This window comes from Paenibacillus sp. V4I5, from assembly GCF_030817255.1.
GTDB lineage: Bacteria > Bacillota > Bacilli > Paenibacillales > NBRC-103111 > Paenibacillus_E.
Genome location: NZ_JAUSZB010000002.1, coordinates 5,502,934 through 5,519,578 on the forward strand (window position 1 = coordinate 5,502,934; position 16,645 = coordinate 5,519,578).

Annotated in this window: 11 protein-coding genes, 6 tRNA genes and 3 rRNA genes; all 20 read left to right on the forward strand. The window is 45.6% G+C overall.

What is annotated here, in order from left to right:
* The first annotated feature begins 1 nt into the window (after window position 1).
* The 20 genes from QFZ78_RS27115 (at window position 2) to QFZ78_RS27210 (ending at window position 15,789) form a co-directional block, all read left to right on the forward strand.
* Entirely contained in the window at window positions 2–838 is an 837-nt protein-coding gene (locus tag QFZ78_RS27115) for a carbohydrate ABC transporter permease (protein ID WP_307552144.1), read from the forward strand.
* 68 nt (window positions 839–906) lie between these two features.
* Entirely contained in the window at window positions 907–2,064 is a 1,158-nt protein-coding gene (locus tag QFZ78_RS27120; RefSeq protein ID WP_307552146.1) for a GntR family transcriptional regulator, read from the forward strand.
* A 36-nt stretch (window positions 2,065–2,100) separates the two neighbouring features.
* Complete coding sequence (locus tag QFZ78_RS27125; protein WP_307552148.1) at window positions 2,101–2,919, forward strand: MBL fold metallo-hydrolase; 819 nt, start codon at window positions 2,101–2,103, stop codon at window positions 2,917–2,919.
* A gap of 211 nt (window positions 2,920–3,130) precedes the next feature.
* A complete protein-coding gene (locus QFZ78_RS27130; protein ID WP_307552150.1) occupies window positions 3,131–4,006 on the forward strand; it encodes a helix-turn-helix domain-containing protein in 876 nt (291 codons plus the stop codon).
* A 168-nt stretch (window positions 4,007–4,174) separates the two neighbouring features.
* A complete protein-coding gene (locus tag QFZ78_RS27135) occupies window positions 4,175–5,026 on the forward strand; it encodes an oxidoreductase (RefSeq protein ID WP_307552152.1) in 852 nt (283 codons plus the stop codon).
* A 130-nt stretch (window positions 5,027–5,156) separates the two neighbouring features.
* Window positions 5,157–5,342 (forward strand): hypothetical protein, encoded by a 186-nt coding sequence (locus QFZ78_RS27140; protein ID WP_307552154.1) that lies wholly within the window; start codon window positions 5,157–5,159, stop codon window positions 5,340–5,342.
* Between the two features lie 204 nt (window positions 5,343–5,546).
* Window positions 5,547–5,987 (forward strand): HEAT repeat domain-containing protein, encoded by a 441-nt coding sequence (locus QFZ78_RS27145; RefSeq protein ID WP_373460196.1) that lies wholly within the window; start codon window positions 5,547–5,549, stop codon window positions 5,985–5,987.
* A gap of 26 nt (window positions 5,988–6,013) precedes the next feature.
* The gene (locus QFZ78_RS27150) at window positions 6,014–6,199 is read left to right on the forward strand and encodes a DUF3934 family protein (protein WP_036635181.1); all 186 of its coding nucleotides are present in this window, start codon (window positions 6,014–6,016) and stop codon (window positions 6,197–6,199) included.
* Window positions 6,200–6,344: 145 nt separating this feature from the next.
* Entirely contained in the window at window positions 6,345–6,980 is a 636-nt protein-coding gene (locus tag QFZ78_RS27155; RefSeq protein WP_307552158.1) for a spore coat protein, read from the forward strand.
* Between the two features lie 385 nt (window positions 6,981–7,365).
* Window positions 7,366–8,712: an ATP-binding protein gene (locus QFZ78_RS27160; protein WP_307552160.1), complete on the forward strand. Its 1,347-nt coding sequence runs from the start codon at window positions 7,366–7,368 to the stop codon at window positions 8,710–8,712.
* 93 nt (window positions 8,713–8,805) lie between these two features.
* Entirely contained in the window at window positions 8,806–9,873 is a 1,068-nt protein-coding gene (locus QFZ78_RS27165) for an FUSC family protein (protein WP_307552161.1), read from the forward strand.
* A 417-nt stretch (window positions 9,874–10,290) separates the two neighbouring features.
* A 16S ribosomal RNA gene (locus QFZ78_RS27170) occupies window positions 10,291–11,832 on the forward strand.
* A gap of 244 nt (window positions 11,833–12,076) precedes the next feature.
* Window positions 12,077–14,993 (forward strand): 23S ribosomal RNA (locus QFZ78_RS27175).
* 68 nt (window positions 14,994–15,061) lie between these two features.
* Window positions 15,062–15,178: ribosomal RNA gene (gene rrf / locus QFZ78_RS27180) — 5S ribosomal RNA — on the forward strand.
* The 16S, 23S and 5S rRNA genes sit together here with 6 tRNA genes alongside, the layout of an rRNA operon.
* 50 nt (window positions 15,179–15,228) lie before the next feature.
* Window positions 15,229–15,305, forward strand: a tRNA-Met gene (locus tag QFZ78_RS27185).
* A gap of 7 nt (window positions 15,306–15,312) precedes the next feature.
* Window positions 15,313–15,385, forward strand: a tRNA-Lys gene (locus QFZ78_RS27190).
* A 19-nt stretch (window positions 15,386–15,404) separates the two neighbouring features.
* Window positions 15,405–15,484, forward strand: a tRNA-Leu gene (locus tag QFZ78_RS27195).
* A gap of 43 nt (window positions 15,485–15,527) precedes the next feature.
* Window positions 15,528–15,602, forward strand: a tRNA-Gly gene (locus tag QFZ78_RS27200).
* Window positions 15,603–15,611: 9 nt separating this feature from the next.
* Window positions 15,612–15,688 (forward strand) — tRNA-Arg (locus QFZ78_RS27205).
* Window positions 15,689–15,715: 27 nt separating this feature from the next.
* Window positions 15,716–15,789, forward strand: a tRNA-Pro gene (locus QFZ78_RS27210).
* Window positions 15,790–16,645: the final 856 nt, after the last annotated feature.

Consider the following 16,645-nt stretch of genomic DNA (forward strand, 5'->3'; position numbering starts at 1 on the left):
CGTGAAAAATCATAGAAATGCAGCTGCGCGCAACCTCCTTACCCAATTGGTTCTATCCGCGCTGGCATTGAGTTTTGCAGCTCCACTGCTGTGGATGATCTCGACATCATTGAAGGACAACTCCCAATTATACATGGATCCTCCACGTTGGATTCCTAGTCCGGTGCACTGGAGAAATTATCTCGATGCATTTACGAGAATCTCTTTTCCAAGAATGTTTAGCAATACACTAATTGTTACCGTATTCAGTACACTGGGCATGCTTATCGTTTCTCCGTTGGCGGCATATAGTTTGGCCAAGCTGGATTGGCGGGGGAAGGGGTTGATCTTTGGGTTGACTGTAAGTGTGATGATGATTCCCGGGCCCGTGACAATGATCCCTGAGTTCCTTCTGTTTCATAAGTTAAAATGGGTCGGAACACTGCTTCCGCTAATCGTTAAGCATGCGCTTGGCGTGCCTGTCTATATTTTTATGCTGCGGCAATTTTTCAAAGGACTGCCCTCGGAGCTGCAGCAGGCCGCTCGCATAGATGGTGCTGGGGAATTCCATATTTACTGGCGCATTATGCTGCCATTGGCGATGCCGGCCGTTCTGGCGACCGGGTTGTTCCAGGTCATGAGTAGTTGGAATGATTTCTTGGGCCCACTGTTATATCTGAATGACCCTAGTCAATATACATTGTCTCTAGGTCTGCAGCAATTTCAAAACGAGATCAGCACAGAGTGGGGATTGCTAATGGCGGCTACCTTTTTGATGATCCTGCCGATTATCATTCTATTCTTTTTTCTGCAGAAATCATTCATTCAAGGCATTACCTTTACGGGCATTAAAGGCTAATTATTATTACTAATGCCGCATTCGATCGATAATCATGATTTTGATAATTAAACGAGGGATGTCCTTATATGAAATATGAACATATGCCAAGAAAACCGAATCTACTCTATCTGCAGCTTGCCGAAAAGGTAAGGGACATTATTCAAAGACGTAGGCTTCAACCGCATGATCCAGTCCCTTCGGAAGGGGAGCTTGCTAAGCTATTTGGTGTAAGCCGGATGACGAGCAAGCTAGCCCTAGAACAACTGGTTCAGCAAGGGCTCGTTTACCGTTTGCCAAGAAGGGGTACTTTCCTTTGCGGTCAGCAGAATGGGGTGAATGATAACGAAGGCATTCTGAAGGTAAATGAGCCGACGCCGGTCGTAGAGAAGCAAAAACAGAATAAACAGATCGCTATCATCGTGTCCCATATGTCTGATTACACATCAAGGATTATTGCGGCTGCCGAGATCGAATCGCGAAAGCATGATTGTGATCTGATTCTAAAGATTAGCAAGTCCAAAGATGATGAGGACCGTTGTCTTCAGGGGCTTGTCGAAGGTGGAGTAGACGGCATTATCCTATTTCCACAAGGACGAAAGACATGCAGTGACCAAGTGCTAAGATTGAAATTGCAACAGTTTCCGATTGTGATTATCGATCGAATTTTTCGCGAAGTTCAGATTGATTGCGTCTATCATGATCATTTTCAGGGCTCTTACCAAATGGCTAAGTATTTGATTGAAAAAGGACATCGGGAAATCGGGTACGTTTCGAATGCGATTGAAAACATAACCAGCAGGGAGGAGCGTTATCAAGGTTATATCCAAGCGCTCATCGATCATGCGGTTCCCGTCAAAAATCAGTATATTCTTTTTAAAAGCGAGCTTTGTGATCCTAGCCATGTTAATGAGAGCGACCCTGAACAGGAAAGCTTCATACGTGAAAATCCACAGATGACAGCCCTGATGTGCGGGGACGATCATGTGGCAATTTCTACGTTATATACAGCATTACACTTGAAGATTCCAGTCCCTGAGCAACTTTCCATTGTGGGTTTCTCTGATATTCAATTATCCGGGTTAACACCGATTCCTCTTACAACGGTCAAGCAATGTACCGAGCAGCTTACGCAATCAGCATTTAATCTTCTAATGAAGCGTGTAAACAATTCCAATGAGAGACAAATTACGATCAAAATTCAGACAACGATTATAGAGAGGAAATCCGTCCTTTCTTTGGTGTAAATAAATAGACTAAAATACGAATGACAGGTGAAGCTTATGAAAATTCATTTTCTCGGAACCGCAGCAGCAGAAGGCTTTCCGAATGCGTTTTGCCGTTGTGAGTTTTGCATCCAGGCACGGAAGCTGGGCGAAAAAAACATTCGCACTCGGAGTTCGGCCATCCTTGACGATGTAATCAAATTCGACTATTCTCCCGATTCTTATATGCAGGCGCTTCGCGATAACATCGATTTAGGCGCTATTGAGCACTTGCTTGTCACGCATACGCACTCTGATCATTTTAATGCTTATGATCTCGAATGCCGGAGAGAGGGGATTGCCCACGGACTGGATCATCCCTTACATATCTACGGGAATGATGCCGTGATGTACCATACGCGTGTCGCCATTGGCCGCTTTGAGGGTGAACGCTACGCCTTCCATTTGCTGCGTCCCTTCCAGACGATTGAAGTGGGTGATGCACGTGTTACACCTCTTCTGGCAGATCATGACAAAATGGAAACATGTTTATTGTATGTGATCGAGCGTGGCGGCAAGAAACTACTGTACGGACATGACTCAGGTTGGTTCCCGGAAGCAACATGGGAATGGTTAAAGGGAGCCCATATAGACTGCGCCATACTCGACTGCACGCATGGGTACACAGGACGTTCCCGTGACCGAAATCATATGTGCATCGAAACCGTATTGGAGGCTCAACGTGTGTTTCGTGAAGAACACATATTAAAAGCAGAGGCACCCATTGTAGTCACTCATTTTAGCCATAATTCTAAGCTGCTTCATCATGAATTCGACGAAATCTTTAAACCTGCTGGGGTTGTGGTCGCGTATGACGGATTGATTATGCACATTTAGACGGTATTACGACGTTTTTGAATGGTTTCTGTATAACCCTGTCCATAACTTCGGATAGGGTTATTTTTCCATCGAGGATGTCGTAAGCAAATCAGTGTTGTCCAGCAGGAAAATGTCATATTTCGTGATACAATTAGAGAAAATATTTCTTATCATCAGCCTGAGTTTGGTTAATCAACGGTTGGAGTAGGGAATAGAGGGGAGGGTGCGCGTGACCCAAAGAATAATAAAAGCACCGCAAGGCTTAGCAGCATCGCCATTCAATCAAAGCGTTTTGAAACTCAAAGGACTCACAGTCATTGAATCGTGCACTAACACATTAGGAAAACAAGGGTCTATGTTCTTAGAAGACTACCTTCTCATGTTTGTGCTAAATGGCACATATACGGTGCGATATGGCGATCAGGTGTACGTTGTACATAAGCATGAAATGGTACTGTTGCAAAAATCGATTGTTATTGAATATGAAAAATCCGGCGAACCTAATCAGGCTTACTTGTTAGAGTACATGATGTTTTTTCTAAAAGATGAAGTGCTCAAAGACTTTATTAAAATGGTGGACATTCAAACTTCGCAGCCAACAGTGTTGGTACCAATTTTCGTAAATCCGATAAGTGAACGACTGTTAACCTATTTAGAGTCGCTAAAACCATATTTCAACGAACCCGATAACATCGAGGACGGATTAATTAAAATTAAGTTGTTGGAATTGTTGTTTGATCTTACTCATGCCAACAAGGGTATCATGCAGCAGTTACTTCAGTTAAAGCAACCAGTACGTGCTGATATCTCAACCGTCGTGGAACAAAATATCTTGAACCCTGTTTCAGTGAATGATTTGGCTTATTTATCGGGTAGAAGCTTGTCCAGCTTCAAACGGGATTTTCAAACGATTTACAACACGTCCCCATCCCTATGGATTAGGCAGAAACGCTTGGAGAAGGCCAAAGAATTATTGACCCATTCAGCCATGTCAGTAACGGATGTTTGCTTTACGACGGGCTTTGAGAATGTTGCGCATTTTTCAAGGGTTTTTAAAGAGCATTTTGGCTATACCCCGTCCTTTTACAAGCAACAGTTAAGCTAAAAGCTAACAGAGATCTTAGTTCGGCACCCGCCGGGCTAAGATTTTTTTATTTGAGCTAAATGGACAAATACTTTGGGCTTTTTGGAAAAGTAGGGCGGAATGTGCTGTGATAATCTTAGGTCATGATTGATTCAATTCAAAAATGACGACGAGAAGGAGACAATAATAATGAGTAGTCAAAAAGTATGGTTCATCACCGGCGCATCTAGAGGCTTCGGATTGGAAATTGCAAAAGCTGCTTTAGCGGAGGGCAACAAGGTGGTAGCTACCGTTCGCAGTAAGCCTGAACAACTAGCCGCGCAGCTTGATAACAACGAAAACTTAATAGTAACTGTGCTGGATGTTACGGACGAAACTCAAGCCTTAGATGCAGCGAAACAAGCAACAGACACATTCGGAAGAATTGATGTGCTAGTCAATAATGCTGGTTATGGATTGCTGAGTGCCGTTGAGGAAGCTTCGAATGAAGAAGTAAAACAAAATTATGATGCCAATGTTTTCGGTTTACTAAACGTTACCCGCGCAATTTTACCCTACATGCGTAAGCAGCGCTCGGGACATATCATCAACATTTCATCAGTAGGCGGATTAAACGGGTTTGTTGGCTGGGGGATTTATGGTTCCACCAAGTTTGCTGTTGAAGGCATTACGGAGTCCATGGCTTTGGAATTAGCTCCTTTAGGGATTTATGCAACCGTCGTGGCACCAGGCTTTTTTAGAACGGAATTCCTTGATCCAACATCTTTGATAAGAACCGCTCATGTCATCGAAGATTATGCAGGTACAGTGGGAGAAATGCGAAGCTTTGCAACACAGGTTAATAAAAAACAGCCTGGCGATCCCAAGAAACTCGCTCAAGCTTTCATTAAATTGGCTAATGCTGAAAAGCCTCCAGTTCATTTACCTCTAGGCAATGACACCCTTGCTATGTACAGAGAAAAGACAGCAAAGTTTGAAAAAGACATTGAAGACTGGTATGACGTCATTTCGGGAACGGACCATGATGATGTAAGGGAATAACGTTGCAATTAATGTGTAAAAAAGGGCCTAGTATTTATTCTATTTCACAACTAAGACAAATGGACAGGAATGCCCGAATATACTTATACGGAACCATCAGAAGTTGTTTATCAACTAGGAGGTGTTTCGAATGGTCTATTGGTTGTTGGCTGTTGTCGTTGTTGTGGTTGGTTTATTGATTTACATGAACGTGAAGAAGCGCAAAGTGGTACCATCAGTTGATTTGCATACACATAAGTCGTGCGCTTATTGTAACGAGGAAATTGCCATCGATGCAGCTGTATGCAAGTACTGTAGGGGGGTTGTCGTAAATTGAGGCTACTATAATGAATAGCAAATGAAGCAACGGTCAGTTCGCATTCGTGTGAGCTGGTCGTTGTTTTGTTTTTTTTGCTATAAAATCCTGTATAAATGGTACCCTGATGTCCCATTTTAAATATAATCACCAAAAAGTTGGCGCTCCACATCAAAAAAGTGTAACATCAATCTAATAACAGCAGACAGAAGGAGCTTGAATCATTTGACCATCGAATTAAAAAACGAAATACCTCCCAATTTAGAGGAACTAAAAAAATCGGCTAATCGTACATCCAATTGGAGAGAACGCCTAGAAGCCGTTGAAGCATTAGGCCAGTATAACGACCAACAAACCATTAACATACTAGCGCGTATGATGAGCGGCGATGCGGTATATCCCATTCAAGAGGCTGCTTACCGTAAACTTCGAGCATTTGGTGAGGATGTTCAACTGCCGCCAAGAAAAAAAGGTGACTTGATTAAAGGCGCAGGTAAAGTTTTTGTACGCATTAAGAAGAGCTTGCCGGAAGGTCATACGTTTGAAGAGTTTAAAGAGAAGTTACAGAAGACCAGAAGTGACGTATATGATACGTACGAAGGCGATAAAGGGTCTGACTTCGATCAATGGCTTGAAACCACGTGGGCATCGTTGTTGAAAAAATAAGAAGCACAACATAATGGAGTGAGTACATGAGTAAAGCGAAGGGTAAGGGCGGAACCGGTAGAGGGACAGACAGTAAGGGCTGGAACCGATGGCAAGCTAGTGCCAATAGAGCAAAGAGTGCCCCAAAACCTTATAAAAGTAAAGGTCTATTAGCAGCAGCCAAAGCTGCCAAGGCCGCGAGTAGCAGCAATGGCGATAAACCTAAAGCTTAACGGCTGCTGCTTCATAAGCCCCATATCTCAAAAACCATACCCTCGGCATCTTGCCGAGGGTATTTTACCTACAGAATGAATAAAATCGCTCAACATAACTCATATTATCGAAGTTACTATACCATTTATTAAAGGAGACTTCGAGATGCAGCAGCAAACGCCAAACAACAATATGACACAAGGCATGCAGAACATGAATCATGGAGGGCATGAGCTCTTTGATTTGCACGAGGTGTTATCCTGTACAATCAATGTGCTCGACCAGTTCATGATGTTCAGACAATTCGTCCAAGATAGCGAGCTTCTGGATATTTTGGATCGTCAGTACAACTTTACGCTGTTCCATTACAACATAACAGCAGAATGCTTTTCAACAGGGCAAAAGCCGAGTCAAGAAACACAGACGTATATGATCCAAAATCTATCGCAGCCGATCTACGGTATCAAACCTACACAGCCCAAAAAGCCGAATCAATCACTGGCTGATGTGAAGGATGCAGGCATTAGCGCACATATGCTAGGCCTCGTGAAATCCCATGCTGCGCTGCTGACGATGACTTCTCTTGAAGTGACGAATCCTGCAGTACGTAGAGTATTAGCTTCTCAAGTACAGAATTTTATCGAAATGGCGTATGACATTTTCTTGTATCAAAATAGAAATGCCTATTACCAAGTTCCACAACTTGAAGCCTCCGATATGCAAAAAATGCTTAACACCTTCGTTCCGGCACAAGGAATGCCGCAAATGCCACCTAATAACAGAGCAGGAACTGTACACTAAAGTTAAATAAACCAGCATTGGTCTCATCAACCCATGCTGGTTTTTCTTTTGCTCATTAAACTTTACTTATCATAGAAGCGAAAGGGCAAGATCTCCAGGCTTTTTTCATCGCACGCAGTACATCCATGGTAACACCTGGATCCAGACGCACGCTGGTATTGTCGGCACGGTAGGCGACAAAGTCAAGCGCTTATTTCTAGTTGTTTCAAACCTATATAGATAAGGGTATTTTTATATAAGATGAGTGGTTATAATTTGGAAATAAGCCATTAATTTGTGTAAGTTTGGGGCGGGGGGTGTTATCATAACCATCTGTATTAGCTTTTTAGTGAATATTTGTATTCTGATAACTTGTGCTTACTTATTCAACCTTGGCTTTAAATATATGTTTCAGCATGCATCTTGGACCGTGAAACAGACGGTGCTTGTCGCCATTTTTATAGGTTCAGGTTGGCTAACGATGTTCTTTGGCGTGAGGGTATCTGAATTCATGCTATTTGATTTGCGAGTCGTTCCCATCATATTCGGAACACTTTTGTTTCGTAAGCACTATATATTACTTATTATTGGATTTGGAATTGCGCTGGCTAGGTACACGATTACAGGCATTAATCCACAATCTATTACGGGATCGCTAAATATTATGCTGATGGGTTGTTTAGCAGCGATCCTTGTGGCTAAATATCAAAAAAGCGCATGGAGTTATCAGAGAAAGGCGCTCATTTCCATCCTCTCAATTAACTCGCTACAGGTCATTGGTATTGCTAGTTTCGGCGCTGTGCCTAAGAGTATTTATTTGACTAAAGTTGCCCCGTACACCTATCCAACCGCCCTATTACTAAGTGCCTTCTTTGTCTTCATTATTCGGGATTTCTATAAGGAGCAGCAGCGGGCGGATAAGATACGTAATATGAATGTGATTCTGCGAAAACAGACCAAGAGGCTTCTACTATCGAAGCGTGAGCTTGAGAAGAAGGCGAAGCAGTTAGCGCAAGCTTCAATCTATAAATCAGAATTTATCGCCAACATGTCCCATGAACTCAAAACGCCGCTAAACAGCATAATCGTTTTATCAGATATGATACGGGAAAGCGAAGACGTAACGAGTTTAAAAGAAGTAAATCAATATGCCAATATCATTCATACATCGGGTAATGAACTGCTTCAAATGATCAATAGCGTATTAGATTTATCTAAGATTGAAGCGGGTAAAATGGACATGCTGTGGCAGCCAGTTATTATTGAAGAGCTTACCCATTACATAAAACAACAATTCGAGCCCATGATGGCTTCCAAAAAGCTGCGCTTTGACGTGACCGTGGGAAAAGATGTGCCAACGATCATTCAAATGGATTCACAGAAGCTCAACCAGATACTTCGTAACCTGCTCATGAATGCGATAAAATTCACAGAAGAAGGCAGGATCACCTTATCCGTTGAAATTCGGGACAACGACGATGCTTCATCTAAGTGGATCGACTTTGCCGTTTGCGACACTGGTATCGGTATTGCCCTAGACAAGCAGCAGTTGATATTTGAAGCATTCCAGCAAGGGGATGGAGCAGCGAATCGTAAATATGGAGGAACAGGTCTCGGCTTATCCATCAGTTTGCAGCTTGCCAAATTGCTCGGTGGTTCCCTCACTCTTCAGAGTAAGCAAGGGGATGGCAGTAAGTTTATACTTAGCCTCCCTTTGCTTGCTTGGATGGATCATTCAGAAGATGCTGGCTAATCCGTATCTGATTCTAAACCTCATCTTTGCATCCATATCCGTACCTGTGTAAGATAATAATGAATTAGATTTTTGTGGATGAGGTGGGGTTTCATGGTTTTCGGTGCGCGCGTGTGGAAGACGGGGATTGCTGTTGCTTTGGCCTTATACATAAGTGCTTGGCTCAATTTCACGCCTCCTGTTATTGCGGCCGTCGCGGCAATTTTTGCCATGCAGCCTTCGATCTACCGATCTTGGCGCTATTTCCTAGAGCAGCTGCAGACGAATATTCTTGGTGCGGCATTGGCACTCCTTGCAGGTATGTTTTTTTCCAATAACGTGATTGCTATAGGAATTGTATGTATTATTGTCATCATCATTAGTTTAAGAGTGGGCATGGAGGAAACGATCGGTCTTACCTTAGTTACCGTGGTAGCGGTCATGGAGGCTTCAGGCGAGTGGCGTTTTGCCGTCAATCGATTATTGCTGAGTTTGATTGGCATAGGTTGTGCATTTGTAGTGAATATTCTTTTCTTTCCACCTAAGCCCAAGGAGCAATTCGCCGCACAGATTCGTACGATTTTTGGCAAAATGTCGCTCCTCCTTCGTACGGTTATCTCTAATGAAATGAAAGAAACCGTATTCCGTGAGGAAAAAGAAGGTCTGCGCAGCGGCTTGAAGTCTTTATCGGATAAGTACAGACTCATGGAAGAAGAGATTAAGAAAATTAAGGGAAGCGGGTTAAACCGCGTTCGTGAACTCGTTGTTTACAAGCAGAAGCTTCTCGTGATGTACAAAGGTCTTGAGGTTCTTGAAGCCGTGGATGAGCACTATTTTCAAACGTCCCGTACACAGGCAATCGATGTCTATTTCGATGATCATTTGGAAAAGCTAATAAAGTTCCACGAGCACGTGCTGTTGAAATTCGATGATAAGCTCAAGGATGACTCTTCGGAAGGTATGGAGATGGAAACAGAGAACGAGCGTTTCATGACCGTACTTATCGACCGTTATAATAAGCAGCCGGAAGGTATGCTGCGTTTGTCGGTTGTGGCTGCGGCTATGTACGATTATGGTCATCAGATAGCGCGGTTAGATAAGCTTGCCCAGCATAATCATCGTGGAGAATCAGAAGAGAGAGAACCCCTTGATTTATTGCTCAAAAGCATTAGGTTAAAATAGATTAATACACTTTTACTCAAATAGTCTTACTGAACCTTTCGCTTGTCAGATGTTCTGGCTTCGGGAGGTTCCTTCACAATAAATTAATTAAAGGTTGCTTTACGTAATTGTATGTGCTATATTATGATTCTTGTTCCAAACAGACAAGCAGCAAGTGATTATAAATGAGTCTGAACGTGTTGGATATCTTCACGAATGGATAAATAAAAAAAGCTTGCAAATGAAATTTCAATATGGTATATTACTTCTCGCTGCTTCGGTAACACGGCAGTGAACGAAAGAAATTGATCTTTGAAAACTGAACAACGAGTGAGTAAGCACGAACGAGAAATCGTTCAAAAAAAGAGATTGCAAAATCTCGCTAGCAAGTCAATGAGCATTTCAGCTTTCAAATATACGGACGAGCAATCGTCCACTATTATGGAGAGTTTGATCCTGGCTCAGGACGAACGCTGGCGGCGTGCCTAATACATGCAAGTCGAGCGGATTTATCCTTCGGGATAAGTTAGCGGCGGACGGGTGAGTAACACGTAGGTAACCTGCCTATAAGATCGGGATAACTATCGGAAACGATAGCTAAGACCGGATAACTGGTTTTCTCGCATGAGAGAATTATGAAACACGGAGCAATCTGTGGCTTATAGATGGGCCTGCGGCGCATTAGCTAGTTGGTAGGGTAACGGCCTACCAAGGCGACGATGCGTAGCCGACCTGAGAGGGTGAACGGCCACACTGGGACTGAGACACGGCCCAGACTCCTACGGGAGGCAGCAGTAGGGAATCTTCCGCAATGGACGCAAGTCTGACGGAGCAACGCCGCGTGAGTGATGAAGGTTTTCGGATCGTAAAGCTCTGTTGCCCTAGACGAACAGCAAGAGGAGTAACTGCCTTTTGTGTGACGGTATAGGAGAAGAAAGCCCCGGCTAACTACGTGCCAGCAGCCGCGGTAATACGTAGGGGGCAAGCGTTGTCCGGAATTATTGGGCGTAAAGCGCGCGCAGGCGGTCAATTAAGTTGGGTGTTTAAGCCCGGGGCTCAACCCCGGTTCGCATCCAAAACTGGTTGACTTGAGTGTAGGAGAGGAAAGTGGAATTCCACGTGTAGCGGTGAAATGCGTAGAGATGTGGAGGAACACCAGTGGCGAAGGCGACTTTCTGGCCTATAACTGACGCTGAGGCGCGAAAGCGTGGGGAGCAAACAGGATTAGATACCCTGGTAGTCCACGCCGTAAACGATGCATACTAGGTGTTGGGGATTCGATTCCTCGGTGCCGAAGTTAACACAGTAAGTATGCCGCCTGGGGAGTACGCTCGCAAGAGTGAAACTCAAAGGAATTGACGGGGACCCGCACAAGCAGTGGAGTATGTGGTTTAATTCGAAGCAACGCGAAGAACCTTACCAGGTCTTGACATCCCGATGTAACACCTAGAGATAGGTGCCCTCTTCGGAGCATTGGAGACAGGTGGTGCATGGTTGTCGTCAGCTCGTGTCGTGAGATGTTGGGTTAAGTCCCGCAACGAGCGCAACCCTTGATCTTAGTTGCCAGCACTTTGGGTGGGCACTCTAAGATGACTGCCGGTGACAAACCGGAGGAAGGTGGGGATGACGTCAAATCATCATGCCCCTTATGACCTGGGCTACACACGTACTACAATGGTCGGTACAACGGGAAGCGAAGCCGCGAGGTGGAGCCAATCCTTATAAGCCGATCTCAGTTCGGATTGCAGGCTGCAACTCGCCTGCATGAAGTCGGAATTGCTAGTAATCGCGGATCAGCATGCCGCGGTGAATACGTTCCCGGGTCTTGTACACACCGCCCGTCACACCACGAGAGTTTACAACACCCGAAGTCGGTGGGGTAACCCGCAAGGGAGCCAGCCGCCGAAGGTGGGGTAGATGATTGGGGTGAAGTCGTAACAAGGTAGCCGTATCGGAAGGTGCGGCTGGATCACCTCCTTTCTATGGAGACTCGGATCTGATAGATCCAGTCAAGTGCGAAAGCACAAACAAGCTTACTCACTCGTGTTCAGTTTTGAAAGAGCAATCTTTCAACAAGTTTTACTTTTGTTCCTTGAAAACTAGATAACGAAACAAAACGTAAAGTAAGAACTTAGGTTGCTTGATTCTAACGAATCTTGCAAAAATCTTTAAAGTTTTTTCAGCTTAGGAGAGACTTTAGCTAACGCTAAAGGTCCCTATAAATGGTTAAGCTAGAAAGAGCACACGGAGGATGCCTAGGCACTAGGAGCCGAAGAAGGACGTGGCGAACGACGAAATGCCTCGGGGAGCCGTAAGCAGGCTTTGATCCGGGGATGTCCGAATGGGGGAACCCAGCTGTGGTAATGCGCAGTTACTCTATTGTGAATACATAGCAATAGTAGAGGCATACCCAGGGAACTGAAACATCTAAGTACCTGGAGGAAAAGAAAACAAAAGTGATTCCGTCAGTAGCGGCGAGCGAAAGCGGAATAGCCCAAACCAAGGAGCTTGCTCCTTGGGGTTGTAGGACCTCGTTGTGGGGTTAGTTCGGTAGGCGAAGTGATCTGGAAAGGTCCGGCATAGAAGGTAAAAGCCCTGTAGCCAAAATCGAACGAAACCCCTAGAGGTATCCTGAGTACGGCGGGTCACGTGAAACCCCGTCGGAATCCGGCAGGACCATCTGCCAAGGCTAAATACTCCCTAGTGACCGATAGTGAAGCAGTACCGTGAGGGAAAGGTGAAAAGCACCGCGGAAGCGGAGTGAAAAAGAACCTGAAACCGTGTGCTTACAAGAAGTCAGAGCCCTCTATATGGGTGATGGCGTGCCTTTTGTAGAATGAACCGGCGAGTTACGTTCCCGTGCGAGGTTAAGTTGAAAAGACGGAGCCGCAGCGAAAGCGAGTCTGAATAGGGCGATTTAGTACGTGGACGTAGACCCGAAACCGTGTGATCTACCCCTGTCCAGGGTGAAGGTGAGGTAACACTCACTGGAGGCCCGAACCCACGCATGTTGAAAAATGCGGGGATGAGGTGGGGGTAGCGGAGAAATTCCAATCGAACTCGGAGATAGCTGGTTCTCCCCGAAATAGCTTTAGGGCTAGCCTCGGATGTTGAGTTGTGGAGGTAAAGCACTGATTGGGTGCGGGGCCCGCCAAGGGTTACCAAGTCCAGTCAAACTCTGAATGCCACAAACTTAAATCCGGGAGTCAGACAGTGAGTGCTAAGATCCATTGTCAAAAGGGAAACAGCCCAGACCATCAGCTAAGGTCCCCAAGTGTGTGTTAAGTGGGAAAGGATGTGGAGTTGCACAGACAACCAGGATGTTGGCTTAGAAGCAGCCACCATTGAAAGAGTGCGTAATAGCTCACTGGTCGAGTGACTCTGCGCCGAAAATGTAACGGGGCTAAACACGCCACCGAAGCTATGGCTTGCACTTTAGTGCATGGGTAGGGGAGCGTTGTATGTACGTTGAATTCTGACCGTAAGGACAGGTGGAGCGCATACAAGTGAGAATGCCGGTATAAGTAACGAAAAGATCAGTGAGAATCTGATCCGCCGAAAACCTAAGGGTTCCTGAGGAAGGCTCGTCCGCTCAGGGTAAGTCGGGACCTAAGGCGAGGCCGAAAGGCGTAGTCGATGGACAACAGGTGGAAATTCCTGTACCACCGTAGCCGTTATGAGCGATGGAGTGACGCAGAAGGATAGTGACGCGAGCTGATGGATGCTCGTCCAAGCAGTGAGGCTGATGTGTAGGCAAATCCGCACATCGTAAGGCTGGGCTGTGATGGGGAGGGAAATTTAAGTACCGAAGGTCATGAGTTCACACTGCCAAGAAAAGCTTCTAGCCAGGCGAAGGTGCCCGTACCGCAAACCGACACAGGTGGGTGAGAAGAGAATTCTAAGGCGCGCGGAAGAACTCTCGTTAAGGAACTCGGCAAAATGACCCCGTAACTTCGGGAGAAGGGGTGCCTCGGTAGGGTGAATAGCCCGAGGGGGCCGCAGTGAAAAGGCCCAAGCGACTGTTTAGCAAAAACACAGGTCTGTGCGAAGCCGCAAGGCGAAGTATACGGGCTGACGCCTGCCCGGTGCTGGAAGGTTAAGAGGAGTGGTTAGGGCGCAAGCCCGAAGCTATGAATTGAAGCCCCAGTAAACGGCGGCCGTAACTATAACGGTCCTAAGGTAGCGAAATTCCTTGTCAGGTAAATTCTGACCCGCACGAATGGCGTAACGACTTGGGCGCTGTCTCAACGAGAGATCCGGTGAAATTTTAATACCTGTGAAGATGCAGGTTACCCGCGACAAGACGGAAAGACCCCATGGAGCTTTACTGCAGCTTGATATTGGACTTTGGTACGATCTGTACAGGATAGGTGGGAGCCTTTGAAGCCTGAGCGCCAGCTTGGGTGGAGGCATCGTTGGGATACCACCCTGATCGTATCGGAGTTCTAACCTGGTACCGTGATCCGGTATGGGGACAGTGTCAGGTGGGCAGTTTGACTGGGGCGGTCGCCTCCTAAAATGTAACGGAGGCGTTTAAAGGTTCCCTCAGAATGGTTGGAAATCATTCGCAGAGTGCAAAGGCATAAGGGAGCTTGACTGCGAGACCTACAAGTCGAGCAGGGACGAAAGTCGGACTTAGTGATCCGGTGGTACCGAATGGAAGGGCCATCGCTCAACGGATAAAAGCTACCCTGGGGATAACAGGCTTATCTCCCCCAAGAGTCCACATCGACGGGGAGGTTTGGCACCTCGATGTCGGCTCATCGCATCCTGGGGCTGAAGTAGGTCCCAAGGGTTGGGCTGTTCGCCCATTAAAGCGGTACGCGAGCTGGGTTCAGAACGTCGTGAGACAGTTCGGTCCCTATCTGTCGCGGGCGTAGGAAATTTGAGAGGAGCTGTCCTTAGTACGAGAGGACCGGGATGGACGTACCGCTGGTGTACCAGTTGTCTCGCCAGAGGCATCGCTGGGTAGCTATGTACGGAGGGGATAAGCGCTGAAAGCATCTAAGCGCGAAGCCCCCCTCAAGATGAGATTTCCCAGTATGTAAGACCCCTTGTAGACGACGAGGTTGATAGGTTCGAGGTGGAAGTGCAGCAATGCATGCAGCTGACGAATACTAATCGGTCGAGGGCTTAACCAATAAACCTAAAATTCTAACTTTACGCAAGTTTCGTATCTAGTTTTCAAGGCGCAAACACGCTTTGACTGTTTGGTGATGATGGCGGAGGGGACCCACGCGTTCCCATCTCGAACACGACCGTTAAGCCCTCCAGCGTCGATGGTACTTGAACCGCAGGGTTCTGGGAGAGTAGAACGTTGCCAAGCAGTACCCGCAAGGGTATTAGTAACAATGTAGGGATCACATCTAACTATGACGCGGGGTGGAGCAGCCCGGTAGCTCGTCGGGCTCATAACCCGAAGGCCGCAGGTTCAAATCCTGCCCCCGCAACCAATGATGCGAGTCATTAGCTCAGTTGGTAGAGCACCTGACTTTTAATCAGGGTGTCGTAGGTTCGAATCCTACATGACTCACTTGCCTTATTTACAGCATGCGCGTATGGCGGAATTGGCAGACGCACTAGACTTAGGATCTAGCGGGCGACCGTGGGGGTTCAAGTCCCTCTACGCGCATCAATCATCCCCAAGTCGTACTTTACGGCTTGGGGATCCCTATGCGGAAGTGGCTCAGCGGTAGAGCATCGCCTTGCCAAGGCGAGGGTCGCGGGTTCGATCCCCGTCTTCCGCTCCATTTAATTAAGCGCCCTTAGCTCAGCTGGATAGAGTATTTGACTACGAATCAAAAGGTCGGGAGTTCGAATCTCTCAGGGCGCGCCATTTTTTATTAGAAATACATATTACTTTCGGGACGTAGCTCAGCTTGGTAGAGCACCTGCTTTGGGAGCAGGGGGTCGCATGTTCAAATCGTGTCGTCCCGATCCTAGTAAAGCATAATTTAGTAGTGAGTTCACTGCTAGATTATGCTTTTTTGTGTTTTCATACAGTTAACCGATACGATTAATTGCCTTGATGATGTATTACTTTATTAATTATTTCGTCAATGATCCCTTCCTCAGACTGAAGTTCGCCCGAGAAAGTGGCTTTCATTAATATGTATTGAAAAACTCGATAGCTTGAGAGCAATCCTTGATCGCCTTCATCTACCCTGAAAATGTCTGTTTCATTTCCTTAACGCTATTAACCTTCATACAAATAGCCGCTCCAAGCAATGCTCATGAAGCACTCCCTTGTGCTCCCAGTGACTCAGTACGCCTCCGAATAATGGTCCAAGATTGCTTCCGGCCGCAGTCGCAGTTGACATCGAGGTTATTTTTACCTAGAAAATAGAGGAAATGACAATTATTCGCCTTATCAGGTACAAAATGCGCTTAAGCATGAATACTTTACAGAATCTACAGTAATCGACATTGAGCAGATTCTATTAACTCTCAACAATCCGTCCAACCCCTTCACCCAAATTAGTAAAGAGGACACACAGCTCTTGTTATCACTTATTGAACCTATGATGTCACTTAACTAGATCTTTATAACTAGAAAAGGTCAGCTTATTTCAGTAGAAATGGGCTGGCCTATTTCCTTTTTGCGGGACATACGTAAGTTATCTGACAGAAATCGGGATAATAATCCAAGAAATTAACAAAAGTGAGTAAATATATATCGATTTGAGTAAAAAAACATTAAAATAATGGAAGTTTTTATTTATAATAGAGGAGAATCTCCTTATTAAGAAGAACTAGTACTAATTAATAGTTGGGGAAGTTTATTTGAGAAGAA